Source organism: Streptomyces cyaneochromogenes (genome assembly GCF_003963535.1).
GTDB lineage: Bacteria > Actinomycetota > Actinomycetes > Streptomycetales > Streptomycetaceae > Streptomyces > Streptomyces shaanxiensis.
Map to the genome: position 1 here is coordinate 8,804,229 of NZ_CP034539.1, position 13,319 is coordinate 8,817,547.

Sequence of the window (13,319 nt, forward strand, 5' to 3'; positions counted from 1 at the left end):
ATCAGTTCACACTTCCTTGAGTTCGCGGTAGGCGGCCACGAGGGCGGCGGTGGAGGCATCGAGGCCGGGGACGTCAGCGCCCTCGGTCAGCGCGGGCTCGACCCGCTTGGCGAGGACCTTGCCCAGCTCCACGCCCCACTGGTCGAAGGAGTCGATGTTCCAGACGGCCCCCTGCACGAAGACCTTGTGCTCGTAGAGGGCGACCAGCTGGCCGAGGACCGACGGGGTCAGCTCGGGGGCGAGGATCGTGGTGGTGGGGTGGTTGCCGAGGAAGGTGCGGTGCGGGACCTGTTCCTCGGGCACGCCCTCCGCGCGCACCTCGTCCGCGGTCTTGCCGAAGGCGAGGGCCTGCCCCTGGGCGAAGAGGTTCGCCATCAACAGATCGTGCTGCGCCTTGAGTTCGTCGCTCAGCTCGGCGACCGGCCGGGCGAACCCGATCAGGTCGGCCGGGATCAGCCGGGTGCCCTGGTGGATCAGCTGGTAGTAGGCGTGCTGCCCGTTGGTGCCGGGCGTGCCCCACACGACCGGACCCGTCGTCCAGCCCACGACGTGGCCCTCGCGGTCCACCGACTTGCCGTTGGACTCCATGTCGAGCTGCTGCAGATACGCCGTGAACTTCGACAGGTAGTGCGAGTACGGCAGCACCGCATGCGACTCGGCGCTGAGGAAATTGCCGTACCAGATGCCCAACAGGCCCAGCAGTAGCGGGGCGTTGACCTCGGCGGGCGCGCTCCTGAAGTGCTCGTCGACGATGTGGAAGCCGTCGAGCATCTCCCGGAAGCGCTCCGGGCCGATGGCGATCATGAGCGAGAGCCCGATGGCCGAGTCGTACGAGTAGCGCCCGCCGACCCAGTCCCAGAACTCGAACATGTTGTCCGGGTCGATGCCGAAGTCCGCCACCTTCTCGGCGTTGGTCGACAGCGCGACGAAGTGCCGGGCGACCGCCTTGTCCTCGCCGCCGAGCCCGGCCAGCAGCCAGGAACGGGCCGACGTGGCGTTGGTGATCGTCTCGATCGTGGTGAACGTCTTGGAGGCGACGATGAACAGCGTCTCCGCCGGATCCAGGTCCCGGACCGCCTCGTGGAGGTCGGCGCCGTCGACGTTGGAGACGAACCGGAGCGTCAACTCCCGTGCCGTGAACGGTCGCAGCGCCTCGTACGCCATGGCAGGGCCGAGGTCGGAGCCGCCGATGCCGATGTTGACGACGTTGCGGATACGGCGGCCCGTGTGGCCGGTCCACTCGCCGGAGCGGACGCGGTCGGCGAACGCGCTCATCTTGTCCAGCACCGCGTGGACCTTGGGCACGACGTTCTCGCCGTCCACCTCGATCACCGCGTCCCGCGGCGCCCGCAGCGCGGTGTGCAGCACCGCCCGGTCCTCGGTGACGTTGATCCTCTCGCCGCGGAACATGGCGTCGCGCAGCCCGAACACGTCGGTGGCGGTGGCCAGTTCCTGGAGCAGGGCGAGCGTCTCGTCGTTGATCAGGTGCTTGGAGTAGTCGATGCGCAGATCGCCGACGCGCACGACGTACCGCTCGGCGCGGGAGGGATCGGCCGCGAACAGCTCACGCAGCCGCGGGCGCTGAAGGGCCTCCGCGCGATGGTCGTCGAGAGCCGCCCACTCGGGGCGCCGGGTCAGCCTGGGGAAGTCGGACGGTGCGTCAGACATGGTCAGGGGTCTCCTTGGGGGCCTCACCGCGCAGGGCGATGGCGTACATCTCGTCCGCGTCGAGGCGCCTGAGCTCCTCGGCGATGAGTTCGGAGGTGGTGCGGACCTTCAACGCGAGGGTGCGGGACGGCTGGCCGGGCAGGGTCAGCGTGGCCAGCGGGCCCTCGGGGCGGTCGATGACGATCTCGCCGCTCTCGGTGCCCAGGCGCACGCCGGTGACGACCGGTCCGGCGGTGACCACCCGCTCGGCGGTGACGTGCAGGCGGGCCTCCAGCCAGCGGGCCAGCAGCTCGGCCGCCGGGTTGTCGGCCTCGGCCTCCACGGCCGCCGAGAGGATCGGCACCCGGGCCTGGTCCAGCGCCGCCGCGAGCATGGAGCGCCAGGGGGTGAGCCGGGTCCAGGCGAGGTCGGTGTCGCCGGGCGCGTAGGAGCGGGCCCGGGACTCCAGTTCCGCCTGCGGGTTCTCGGTGGTGTACAGGTCGGTGATCCGGCGCTGGGCCAGCGCCCCCAGCGGGTCCTTCGCGGGGTTCTCGGGCGCGTCCACCGGCCACCACACCACGACCGGGGCGTCCGGCAGCAGCAGCGGCAGCACCACCGAGTCGGCGTGGTCGGACACCTCGCCGTACATGCGCAGCACGACCGTCTCGCCGGTGCCGGCGTCCGCGCCCACCCGGACCTCGGCGTCGAGGTGGGAGCGGGTGCGGTCGCGCGGGGTGCGGGCGTGCCGTTTGATGACGACCAGGGTGCGGGCGGGGTGCTCGTGCGACGCCTCCTCCGCCGCCTTGATCGAGTCGTACGCGTTCTCCTCGTCCGTGACGATGACCATCGTCAGGACCATGCCCACGGCGGGCGTGCCGATCGCGCGGCGGCCCTGCACCAGCGCCTTGTTGATCTTGCTTGCCGTGGTGTCGGTCAGGTCGATCTTCATGGCCTGCGCCAGCTCCGTCCGTCTCGTGCGAGCATCTCGTCGGCTTCCTCGGGTCCCCAGCTCCCGGACGCGTACTGCGCCGGCTTGCCGTGCCTGTCCCAGTACTCCTCGATCGGGTCGAGGATCTTCCAGGACTCTTCCACTTCCTGGTGACGGGGGAACAGATTGGCGTCCCCGAGGAGGACATCCAGGATGAGCCGCTCGTACGCCTCCGGGCTGGACTCCGTGAACGACTCGCCGTAGGCGAAGTCCATCGTCACGTCCCGGATCTCCATGGAGGTACCCGGCACCTTGGACCCGAACCGCACCGTGATGCCCTCGTCCGGCTGGACGCGGATGACGATGGCGTTCTGGCCGAGCTCCTCGGTGGCGGTGGAGTCGAACGGGGAGTGCGGCGCCCGCTGGAAGACGACGGCGATCTCCGTGACCCGCCGCCCGAGCCGCTTGCCGGTGCGCAGGTAGAACGGCACGCCCGCCCAGCGCCGGTTGTCGACGTTCAGCTTGACGGCGGCGTAGGTGTCGGTCTTGGACTTCGGGTCGATGCCGTCTTCCTGGAGGTAGCCGAGCACCTGCTCACCGCCCTGCCAGCCGCCCGCGTACTGCCCGCGCACGGTGTGCTTGCCGAGGTCCTCCGGCACCTTCACGGCCCTGAGCACCTTCAGCTTCTCCGTCAGCAGCGACGCGGCGTCGAAGGCGGCCGGTTCCTCCATCGCGGTGAGCGCCATCAGCTGGAGCAGGTGGTTCTGGATGACGTCACGGGCCGAGCCGATGCCGTCGTAATAGCCCGCCCGGCCGCCGATGCCGATGTCCTCGGCCATCGTGATCTGGATGTGGTCGACGTACGACCGGTTCCAGATCGGCTCGAACATCTGGTTGGCGAAGCGCAGCGCCAGGATGTTCTGGACGGTCTCCTTGCCCAGGTAGTGGTCGATCCGGAAGACCTGCTCCGGGTCGAACACGTCGTGCACGATCTCGTTCAGCTCCCGGGCGCTCGCGAGGTCGTGCCCGAACGGCTTCTCGATGACCGCGCGCCGCCAGGACCCCTCGGGGGCGTCCGCCAGGCCGTGCTTCTTCAGCTGCTGAACGACCTTCGGGAAGAACTTCGGCGGTACGGAGAGGTAGAAGGCGTAGTTGCCGCTCGTGCCGCGCGCCGCGTCCAGCTCGTCGACCGTCCGGCGCAGCTGCTCGAAGGCCGTGTCGTCGTCGAAGTCGCCGGGGATGAACCGCATGCCCTCGGAGAGCTGCTGCCAGACCTCCTCGCGGAACTCGGTGCGGGCGTGCTCGCGCACCGAGTCGTGCACGATCTGCGCGAAGTCCTCGTCCTCCCAGTCCCGGCGGGCGAACCCGACGAGCGAGAAGCCCGGCGGCAGCATCCCGCGGTTGGCGAGGTCGTACACGGCCGGCATCAGCTTCTTGCGGGACAGGTCGCCGGTGACGCCGAAGATGACGAGCCCGGACGGGCCCGCGATCCGGGGCAGACGGCGGTCACGCGGGTCACGCAGGGGGTTGTCCCAGTCGTAGTCCCAGTCGGAGGTCATGCTGCGTCAGCTCCCTTGCTGCTGAGCGACTTCTTCACGGCGTTCAAGAGGTCCTGCCACGCCACCTCGAACTTGGCGACGCCCTCGTCCTCCAGTTGGGTGACGACCTCGTCGTAGGAGACTCCGAGTGCCTCCACGGCGGCCAGATCGGCGCGCGCCTGCGCGTAGCCGCCGGTCACCGTGTCGCCGGTGATCCCGCCGTGGTCGGCGGTGGCGTTCAAGGTGGCCTCGGGCATCGTGTTGACGGTGCCGGGCGCGACCAGCTCGTCGACGTACAGGGTGTCCTTGTAGGCGGGGTCCTTCACGCCCGTCGAGGCCCACAGCGGGCGCTGCTTGTTGGCCCTGGCGCCGGCGAGGGCGGTCCAGCGGTCGCCGCCGCGTGTCGAATTGTCGGCAGAGCCGAACCCATCCTCGTACGCCTCGTAGGCGAGGCGGGCGTTGGCGAGCGCCGCCCTTCCCTTGAGCGCGAGGGCCTGGTCGGTGCCGATCGCCGTCAGCCGCTTGTCGATCTCGGAGTCGACGCGGGAGACGAAGAAGGACGCCACGGAGTGGATGCCGGACAGGTCCAGGCCCTTCGCCGCGGCCTTCTCCAGACCGGCGAGGTAGGCGTCCATGACCTCGCGGTAGCGCTCCAGGGAGAAGATCAGCGTGACGTTGACGCTGATGCCCTGGGCGATGACCTCGGTGATGGCGGGCAGACCGGCCTTCGTCGCCGGGATCTTGATCATCACGTTGGGGCGGTCGACCAGCCAGGCGAGCTGCTTGGCCTCGGCGATGGTGGCCACCGTGTGGTGGGCGAGGCGCGGGTCGACCTCGATGGAGACCCGGCCGTCGCGGCCGTCGGTGGCGTCGTACACGGGCCGCAGGATGTCGGCGGCGGCGCGCACGTCGGCGGTGGTCATCATCCGTACGGCCTCGTCGACCGTGACGCCCCGCACCGCGAGGTCGGCGAGCTGCTCCTCGTAGCCCTCACCGGAGCCGATGGCGGCCTGGAAGATGGACGGGTTGGTGGTGACACCCACGACGTTCTTGGTGGCGATCAGTTCGGCGAGGTTCCCGGACTCGATCCGCTTGCGCGACAAGTCGTCCAGCCAGATGGAGACGCCCTCGTCGGAGAGGCGCTTCAGGGTGCCCGCGGTGGTGGTTGCTTCGGTGGTCACAGTGATCAACTTCCTTCTGGCGTTCGGATCAACCGCGGTCGGCAGCAAGGCCCGTAGTTGAATGGAATGCGGCCCGGGCTGCGGCGGCGACGTTCTCGGGGGTGAAGCCGTACTCGGCGAACAGGGTCCTCGCGTCGGCGGAGGCGCCGAAATGCTCCAGGGAGACGATGCGCCCGGCATCGCCCACGAACCGGTACCAGGTCAGCCCGATCCCGGCCTCCACCGCGACCCGCGCCTTCACGGCCGGCGGCAGCACGCTGTCCCGGTACTCGCGCGGCTGCTCCTCGAACCACTCCACGGACGGCATCGACACGACACGGGTACCGATCCCCTCGGCCTCCAACACCTCCCGCGCGGCGACGGCGAGCCGGACCTCGGAACCGGTGGCGATGAGGACCACGTCCGGCGACTCGGTCGACGACTCCTGGAGGATGTAACCGCCCTTCGCCGCATCGGAGTTGGGCGCGTACGTCGGCACGCCCTGCCGGGTGAGCGCGAGCCCGTGCGGGGCCGGGTGGGTGGCGTGCCGCTTGAGGATCTCGGCCCAGGCGACGGCGGTCTCGTTGGCGTCGGCCGGGCGGACGATGTTCAGGCCCGGGATGGCGCGCAGCGAGGCGAGGTGCTCGACCGGCTGGTGGGTGGGGCCGTCCTCACCGAGGCCGACGGAGTCGTGCGTCCAGACGTAGGTCACCGGCAACTGCATCAGGGCGGACATGCGGACGGCGTTGCGCATGTAGTCGGAGAACACCAGGAACGTGCCGCCGTAGATACGGGTGTTGCCGTGCAGCGCGATGCCGTTCATCTCCGCGGCCATCGAGAACTCGCGGATGCCGAAGTGGACGGTGCGGCCGTAAGGGTCGGCCTCGGGCAGCGGGTTGTCCTTCGGCAGGAACGAACTCGTCTTGTCGATGGTGGTGTTGTTGGAGCCGGCCAGGTCGGCGGAGCCGCCCCACAGCTCCGGGATGACGGCGCCGAGCGCCTGGAGCACCTTGCCAGAGGCGGCGCGGGTGGCGACCGACTTGCCCTCCTCGAAGACCGGGATCGAGGACTCCCAGCCCTCGGGCAGCTGACCGGCGACGATCCGGTCGAACAGCTGGGCGCGCTCGGGGTTGGCGGCGCGCCAGGTGCCGAGCTGCTTGTCCCAGGCGGCGTGCGCCTCGGCACCCCGGTCCAGGGCCCGGCGGGAGTGGGCGAGGACCTCCTCGGCCACCTCGAAGGACCGCTCGGGGTCGAAGCCGAGGATGCGCTTGGTGGCGGCGATCTCGTCGGTGCCGAGGGCGGAGCCGTGGGAGGCCTCGGTGTTCTGCGCGTTCGGGGCGGGCCAGGCGATGATCGTGCGCATCGCGATGATCGAGGGGCGCTCGGTCTCGGCCTGCGCGGCCTTCAGCGCCGCGTACAGCTCGGCCACGTCGATGTCGCCGCCCAGCGCGGGCTCGACGCGCTGCACGTGCCAGCCGTACGCCTCGTAGCGCCCCAGCACGTCCTCGGAGAACGCGGTCGCGGTGTCGCCCTCGATGGAGATGTGGTTGTCGTCGTAGAGGAAGACGAGGTTGCCGAGCTTCTGATGGCCGGCGAGCGAGGAGGCCTCGGCGGAGACGCCCTCCTGCAGGTCGCCGTCGGAGACGATCGCCCAGATGGTGTGGTCGAACGGGGACTCGCCCTGCGGGGCGTCGGGGTCGAACAGGCCGCGCTCGTAGCGGGCGGCCATCGCCATGCCGACCGCGTTGGCGACGCCCTGGCCGAGCGGGCCGGTCGTCGTCTCGACCCCCGCCGTGTGCCCGTACTCGGGGTGACCCGGTGTCTTCGAACCGTGGGTCCGGAACGCCTTGAGGTCGTCGAGCTCCAGCTCGTACCCGGCGAGGAAGAGCTGGGTGTAGAGGGTCAGCGAGGTGTGGCCGGGGGAGAGAACGAAACGATCCCGTCCGGTCCACTCAGGGTCGGCGGGATCGTGACGCATCACCTTCTGAAAGATCGTGTACGCGGCCGGGGCGAGGCTCATCGCGGTGCCCGGGTGGCCGTTGCCGACCCGCTGTACGGCATCCGCCGCCAAAAGACGCGCGGTGTCGACGGCACGCCGGTCGAGTTCGGTCCATTCGAAGCTGTCCGGTGTCTGCGTGCTCATCTTCAAAAGTCCTCGATCAGAGCGAAGTGGCTGGTCCAACGCGTTCAAAAGTAAAAGTCTGACTTTTACGAGGGAAGGTCGGCGTGTGTCAGGCTGTGGTGAAAGTGGGACACCGCGGCGGGCGCGGCGCACGGCTGAGCGCGGGTCGTGCACGACTGAGACGGCATGAGACGGACATGGTGGACACAAGGGCCCAAGGCGGAACGGGCCGAGAGGGCGACGGCGAGGGCGGCGGCGACCCGATCCGAACGTTCCCCTTCCCGGTGGATCTGAGCGTCCTCGGCGTCGGCATGCACGTCGGCCCGATGGGCTCGGGCCGCACCTGGCACGCCGCCGACGCACCGCTGGAGCGCGTCCACCGCATCGACTTCCACGTCGTGATGCTCTTCGGCGAGGGACCGGTCCGGCACATGGTCGACTTCGCCGAGTACGAGGCGAAGGCCGGCGACCTGCTGTGGATCCGCCCCGGGCAGGTCCACCGCTTCTCCCGCACCAGCGACTACCGGGGCACCGTCCTGACGATGCAACCCGGCTTCCTGCCCCGCGCCACAGTCGAGGCCACCGGCCTCTACCGCTACGACCTCCCGCCCCTGCTCCGCCCCGACGACGCCCAGCTCACCGCCCTGCGCTCCTCCCTCACCCAACTCCGGTGCGAGTACGAGGACACGACGACCCTCCCCCTGAGCCTGCACACGGCGGTCCTGCGCCACTCGCTGACGGCGTTCCTCCTGCGCCTCGCCCACCTCGCCGCGAGCTCGGCGGAGGCCGTGCGCCACCAGGGCGACACCACCTTCACCCTCTTCCGGGACGCGGTGGAGCGGGGCTTCGCCACCAACCACAGCGTCAGCGCCTACGCCGACCAGCTCGGTTACTCCCGCCGCACCCTCGTCCGCGCGGTCCGCGCCGCCACCGGCGAGACCCCCAAGGGCTTCATCGACAAGCGCGTGATCCTGGAGGCGAAACGGCTCCTCGCGCACACGGACCTGCCGATCGGCCGCGTGGGCGCGTCGATCGGGTTCCCGGACGCCGCGAACTTCTCCAAGTTCTTCCACCAGCACACGGAGGTGACGCCGGCGGTGTTCCGGGCGGAGTTGAGGTGAGGCAGGCCCGGCGGTTCGCCTTGACAGGCGGGACGTACTTCTTTACGAAAACCGCATGGCAGTCAATAAGAACGACCAGGAAGACCCGGTCCCCGTGTCCGCGCCGGACCTGGACATCGCGGCATCCCGCGCCTCCGTCGCCTTCCTCGAACGCCTCGCCGACAAACTCGGCGGTAGCGCCTCGGTCACGGCCGTCTACGGCGAACCCGTCACCAGCGACGGCATCACCGTCATCCCGGTCGCCAAGATCGCCTACGGCTTCGGGGGCGGGGCTGGACGCTCGGTCGAGGGCGGCAAGGTCGGGGACGGTGAAGGCGGTGGGGGAGGAGTGGAGGCCAAACCCCTCGGCTACATCGAGATCCGGGACGGCGTCGCGACGTACAAGCCGATCCGGAACACCTGGGGCGACGTCGTGCTCCCCCTCGCCGCACTCCTCGTCGGCGCAGCGCTCCCGAAGGCCCTCCGACTGCTACGCCGACGCCGCTGAACGTGCCGATGCCGCGCGAGGACGGCCGAGACCTCGCGAGGCACCGTCAACACACGCCTCAGCGCCCGAAGTTGAACCAGTTCACGTTCACGAAGTCCGCCCCCTGCCCACTGGTGAAGGTGAGATAGACGTCGTGCGTGCCCGTCACCCCGCTGATGTTCGCCGGGATCGTCCGCCACGACTGCCATCCGCCCGTGTTGCCGACGGCGAAACTGCCGACGGGCGCGTTGCTGCGGCTGTCCAGGCGCACCTCGACCAGGCCGCTGACGCCGCCCGCCGCACCGCTCGCCACTCGGGCGACGAACTGAGTGGCCGCCGTGGAGCCGAAGTTGACGCCCCGGTACAGCGCCCAGTCGCCGTTGGCGAGGGAGCCGATGTTCTGGCCGCCGCCCGAGTCGGAGGTGGACTCGGTGCTCGTGCCGCTCTGGCTGTCGAACGACTCGGCCTGGATGGCGCTGTAGGCGTCGCGGTTGCCCGTCGGCGGGGGCGTGGTACCGCTCCCACCGGCCGACAGCACCTGGACGTAGTCGACGACCATGGGCACCCCGGACTGCGTACCGCTGTCCAGGCCGCCGCCGAACGCGTCCGGGAAGGCGCCGCCCATCGCCACGTTCAGGATGATGAAGAAGCCGTGGTTGGTGGCGTTGGACCAGGTCGTCGCGTCCATCTGGCTCGCGTTGACCGAGTGGAACTGGGTGCCGTCGACGTAGAAGCGGATCGTCTCGGGGCTCACCGAGCGGTCCCACTCCATGGTGTAGGTGTGGAAGGCCGACTGGCATGTCGAGCCGGGACACGCCGTGTAGTTGCCGATGCCGCTGGTCTCGTTGCACGGCCCACCGGGGTTGGTGCCGCAGTGCATCGTGGCCCAGACCCGGTTCAGGCCCTGGACGTTCTCCATGATGTCCAGCTCGCCGACGCTCGGCCAGTTCTGGTAGTTGCCGCGGTAGGGCGCGCCCAGGGCCCAGAACGCCGGCCAGTAGCCCTCGGCGGCGGTGCCGGTGACGTTCGGCATCTGGATGCGGCCCTCGACGCGCAGCTTGCCGCCCGCCGGGGGCTGGAAGTCGGTGCGGTTGGTCTCGATGCGGCCCGAGGTCCAGTTGCCGGCGGAGTCGCGCAGCGGGGTGATGCGGAGGTTGCCGTTGCCGTCGAGCGAGACGTTGTTCGTGCTGTTCGTCATCGTCTCGACCTCGCCGGTGCCCCAGTTGGCGGGGCCGCCCGGATAGCCGGTGCCGGTCGCGTACTGCCAGTTGGAGGTGTTGACGCCGGTGCCCGCGGCGCCGTTGAAGTCGTCGAGGAAGACCTGCGTCCAGCCCGACGGGGGCGTGGGCGCGGAGGCGTTCGCGGACGGGACGGCTACGGTCGCGGCGGCCGCCGCCAGGCCCAGCGCGCCGAGCGCGGCGACGAGGACGCGCCTGAGGGGCCGCCGTCTGCGGTGTATGCCGGAGGATTCACTCATGGGGGGTGCTGCCTCTCGGTGTACGGAGTGGGGAAGGGTGCGAGTGCCTTTGAGAGAGGGCGAACGCGTTCCGCGTGCGTGTTACTGAGAGCGCTCTCAAAGTGTCGCCAATGTGCTCCCCGGCACTCCGGCCGTCAAGAGGTGAAGCAGAGAAATCCCGTTCCTCACGCGGGTCTTCACTCTATGAACACGGCGACTCGCTACACCGCACTGCCTGCCTTCCACTGTGCCCACGACAGGTTCCACCCGTTCAGCCCGTCGTCCGGATCGACGGTCCGCTCGCCCGAGTTCCTGACGACCATCACGTCCCCGAGAGAGACTGACCGCATGGAACTCGCCTTCACCGGCCCGGTGATCGAATGGCGCGGGCCCGCGCCGTACTACTTCGTCCGTGTGCCGGACGACGAGTCCGCCGACATCCGGCAGGTGGCCTCGATGGCCACCTACGGCTGGGGTGTGATCCCGGTCGAGGCCCGGATCGGCGAGGTCGCCTTCGAGACGTCGCTCTTCCCCAAGGACGGCGGCTATCTGCTGCCGCTCAAGAACGCCGTGCGCAAGCCGCGCGGTCTCGGCTCCGGTGACGAGGTGGCCGTGGAGATGACCGTACGTATCTGACCATGGCCAGGGACGGCCGCATGGCACCGGCACCCGTGCGGTGCCGGTGCCACGCCGGAGTCAGACGTTCGTCGGCACGGACGGCGGGGAGGCCGGTGGCGAGGCGGGTGTCTCCTCGTGCAGGCCGAACCGGTCGTGCAGGCGGCGCAGCGGCCCCGGTGCCCACCAGGCGCGGCGGCCGAGCAGCGCCATCGTCGCCGGGACCAGCAGCATCCGGACGACCGTCGCGTCGATCAGCACCGCGAGGGTGAGCCCGAGGCCGATCTGCAGGATCGGCGCGAAGCCGCCGGTCATGAAGGCGCCGAAGACCACCGCCAGGAGCAGCGCCGCACAGGTGACCACACGGCCCGAGCGGCGCAGACCGGTGACCACGGCCTGCTGGTCGTCGCCGGTCAGCTCGCGCGCCTCGCGCATCCGGGCCAGGATGAACAGCTCGTAGTCCATGGCGAGGCCGAACGCGATCGCCACGATCAGCGGCGGCGCGGTCAGGCTCAGCGCGTCCAGGCCCTCGCCGCCCAGCAGCCCGGCCAGGTGGCCGTCCTGGAAGACCCACACCACCACGCCGAGCGCGGCGCCCAGGCTGAGCAGGGTGGTGAGGATGGTGCGCAGCGGGATCAGCAGCGAGCCGGTGAAGGCGAAGAGCAGCGCGAAGATGCCGGCCAGGACGGTGACCGCCGCCCAGGGCGCCCGGTCGGCGAGCATCTCCCGGAAGTCCACCAGGCGAGCGGCCGGCCCGGTGACCTCGACGGGTTCGTCGCCGCGGACCTCCCGGATCCGCTCGACCAGGGCGGTGGCCTCCGCGCCGTCGACGCCGCCCGGCGGCCGGATGCGGACGACCGTGGCGCCGCCGGACAGTTCACGGGACTCGGCCGTCGGGGACAGGGCCCGGATCCGGTCGGCGGTCGCGCCGTCCGTGCCCGGCCGCAGCACGACGGTGATCGGGGAGACTCCGGTGCCGGGCGGGAAGTGCGCGTCGACGGTGTCGTACAACTGCCGTGCCTCGGTGCTCGACGGGAGCTGCTTGGCGTCGCCGAGGTTGATCGTCATGCCGGTGACGGGCAGCGCCAGGACCAGCAGGACCGGGACGACGGTGGCCAGGACGGCGATGCGGCGGCGGGCCGAGAAGCGGGCCAGGCGGGCGAAGACACGGCCCTCCTCACCCTCCGGCCGGACCTTCGCCGGGCTGATCCTCCCGCCGAACCTGGCGAGCAGCGCGGGCAGCAGCGTGAGCGCGGCCAGCATGTCGACCACCACCACCGCGGCCACGGCCAGGCCCATGCTGCGCAGGAACACGCTCGGGAACACCAGCAGCCCGGTCAGGCTGACGGCGACGGTGAGCCCGGAGAAAAGCACGGTCCGGCCGGCCGCGGCGACCGTGCGGTGCACGGCCTCCACCACGTCCTCGGTGCTGCGGCGTTCCTCGCGGAAGCGGACCACCATCAACAGGGCGTAGTCCACGGCGAGTCCGAGCCCCAGCATCGTGGTGACCTGGATCGCGTACACCGAGATGTCGGTGACCTCGCTGAACAGGAACAGCGCCAGGAACGCCCCCGCGATCCCACTGACCGCGATCACCAGCGGCAGCCCCGCCGCGCGCAGCCCGCCGAACACCACCAGCAGCAGGGCGAGGACGACCGGCAGTGAGATCAGCTCCGCGTTGCGTACGTCCTCCTGGGCCCGTTCGGAGATCTGCGTGCCCAGCAACGGGCCGCCGCTGACGTGGACTTCGGGCGCGTCGATCTGCCGGATGCGGTCGGCGGCGGCGTCCACGGCCCGTTCCTCGGCGTCGTCGTCGAGTCCGCCCTCCAGGGTGACGGGGATGATCAGGGCCCGCCCGTCCTCGGCGGTCAGGCCGCGCGTGGCGTACGGGTCGGGCACGTCGGCCACCCCGGCCACGGCCCGCACGTCGGCGACGGCCCGTTCGACCTGGGCCCGCAGACCGGGGTCGGACACGGCGGTGCCCTCGACGACGGCGGTGATCGACTCGCCGGTCGGGTCGGTGCGTTCGAGGTACTGTCCGGCCGCTTCCGACTCGGTGCCGGGGATGTCGGCCACGTTGTCGGAGAGCCGGCTGAAGACGCCCGTCCCGAGGCCGAAGCCGAGCAGCAGGAAGAGCACCCAGAGAGCGATGACGGTGAGCGGGCGGCGGGTCGCCGCCCGGGCGAGCATGGAGAGCACGGTGCCTCCCGGCGGACGTCGGTTGCCATCGCCCCCAGGCTCGTGCCGCGGGGGTGGTCACCGGATC

General features: G+C 70.4%; 11 protein-coding genes. 3 read left to right on the forward strand and 8 right to left on the reverse strand.

All coding sequences use genetic code 11. From position 1 onward, the window contains the following. Positions 1-6 precede the first annotated feature (6 nt). Genes pgi through tkt form a run of 5 tightly spaced genes read right to left on the reverse strand, consistent with a single transcriptional unit; the run spans position 7 to position 7,416 of the window. Entirely contained in the window at positions 7-1,668 is a 1,662-nt protein-coding gene (gene pgi, locus EJ357_RS39785; RefSeq protein ID WP_126396530.1) for a glucose-6-phosphate isomerase, read from the reverse strand. After that, positions 1,661-2,596 (reverse strand): glucose-6-phosphate dehydrogenase assembly protein OpcA, encoded by a 936-nt coding sequence (opcA, locus tag EJ357_RS39790; RefSeq protein ID WP_126396532.1) that lies wholly within the window; start codon positions 2,594-2,596, stop codon positions 1,661-1,663. The genes pgi and opcA overlap by 8 nt, the downstream gene beginning before the upstream one ends. Then, a complete protein-coding gene (zwf, locus tag EJ357_RS39795; RefSeq protein WP_126396534.1) occupies positions 2,593-4,134 on the reverse strand; it encodes a glucose-6-phosphate dehydrogenase in 1,542 nt (513 codons plus the stop codon). Before zwf ends, opcA begins: the two co-directional genes overlap by 4 nt. After that, positions 4,131-5,303 (reverse strand): transaldolase, encoded by a 1,173-nt coding sequence (gene tal, locus EJ357_RS39800; RefSeq protein ID WP_126396536.1) that lies wholly within the window; start codon positions 5,301-5,303, stop codon positions 4,131-4,133. The genes zwf and tal overlap by 4 nt, the downstream gene beginning before the upstream one ends. A gap of 19 nt (positions 5,304-5,322) precedes the next feature. After that, the gene (gene tkt, locus EJ357_RS39805) at positions 5,323-7,416 is read right to left on the reverse strand and encodes a transketolase (protein ID WP_126396539.1); all 2,094 of its coding nucleotides are present in this window, start codon (positions 7,414-7,416) and stop codon (positions 5,323-5,325) included. Between the two features lie 176 nt (positions 7,417-7,592). Between tkt and EJ357_RS39810 the strand changes: the two genes are divergently transcribed. After that, entirely contained in the window at positions 7,593-8,516 is a 924-nt protein-coding gene (locus EJ357_RS39810) for a helix-turn-helix transcriptional regulator (RefSeq protein ID WP_126396541.1), read from the forward strand. A 55-nt stretch (positions 8,517-8,571) separates the two neighbouring features. Further along, positions 8,572-9,003, forward strand: coding sequence for a GerW family sporulation protein (locus tag EJ357_RS39815; RefSeq protein ID WP_126396543.1), 432 nt, complete (start codon positions 8,572-8,574; stop codon positions 9,001-9,003). Between the two features lie 58 nt (positions 9,004-9,061). Here the strand turns inward: EJ357_RS39815 and EJ357_RS39820 are convergent, their stop codons facing one another. Together EJ357_RS39820 and EJ357_RS50340 are read right to left on the reverse strand one after the other, a co-directional pair. Next, entirely contained in the window at positions 9,062-10,459 is a 1,398-nt protein-coding gene (locus tag EJ357_RS39820) for a glycoside hydrolase family 16 protein (protein ID WP_126396545.1), read from the reverse strand. A 200-nt stretch (positions 10,460-10,659) separates the two neighbouring features. Then, positions 10,660-10,788, reverse strand: a complete 129-nt coding sequence (locus tag EJ357_RS50340) for a hypothetical protein (RefSeq protein WP_267132880.1) — start codon at positions 10,786-10,788, stop codon at positions 10,660-10,662. On the opposite strand from EJ357_RS50340, the gene EJ357_RS39825 reads away from it, so the two are divergent. After that, positions 10,787-11,074, forward strand: a complete 288-nt coding sequence (locus tag EJ357_RS39825) for a DUF1905 domain-containing protein (RefSeq protein ID WP_126396547.1) — start codon at positions 10,787-10,789, stop codon at positions 11,072-11,074. The genes EJ357_RS50340 and EJ357_RS39825 overlap by 2 nt on opposite strands. Positions 11,075-11,134: 60 nt before the next feature. On the opposite strand, the gene EJ357_RS39830 is transcribed toward EJ357_RS39825, so the two are convergent. After that, on the reverse strand, positions 11,135-13,252 hold the full coding sequence (locus tag EJ357_RS39830; RefSeq protein WP_126396549.1) for an MMPL family transporter: 2,118 nt from the start codon (positions 13,250-13,252) through the stop codon (positions 11,135-11,137). Positions 13,253-13,319 lie beyond the last annotated feature (67 nt).

What these genes read in the sequence shown, in the direction of transcription:
- pgi (WP_126396530.1), bottom strand. Translation starts at nt 1,668, where the DNA reads ATGTCTGACGCACCGTCCGACTTCCCCAGGCTGACCCGGCGCCCCGAG.
- EJ357_RS39825 (WP_126396547.1), top strand. Translation starts at nt 10,787, where the DNA reads ATGGAACTCGCCTTCACCGGCCCGGTGATCGAATGGCGCGGGCCCGCG.
- EJ357_RS39815 (WP_126396543.1), top strand. Translation starts at nt 8,572, where the DNA reads ATGGCAGTCAATAAGAACGACCAGGAAGACCCGGTCCCCGTGTCCGCG.
- opcA (WP_126396532.1), bottom strand. Translation starts at nt 2,596, where the DNA reads ATGAAGATCGACCTGACCGACACCACGGCAAGCAAGATCAACAAGGCG.
- zwf (WP_126396534.1), bottom strand. Translation starts at nt 4,134, where the DNA reads ATGACCTCCGACTGGGACTACGACTGGGACAACCCCCTGCGTGACCCG.
- EJ357_RS39810 (WP_126396541.1), top strand. Translation starts at nt 7,593, where the DNA reads ATGGTGGACACAAGGGCCCAAGGCGGAACGGGCCGAGAGGGCGACGGC.
- EJ357_RS39820 (WP_126396545.1), bottom strand. Translation starts at nt 10,459, where the DNA reads ATGAGTGAATCCTCCGGCATACACCGCAGACGGCGGCCCCTCAGGCGC.
- tkt (WP_126396539.1), bottom strand. Translation starts at nt 7,416, where the DNA reads ATGAGCACGCAGACACCGGACAGCTTCGAATGGACCGAACTCGACCGG.
- EJ357_RS50340 (WP_267132880.1), bottom strand. Translation starts at nt 10,788, where the DNA reads ATGCGGTCAGTCTCTCTCGGGGACGTGATGGTCGTCAGGAACTCGGGC.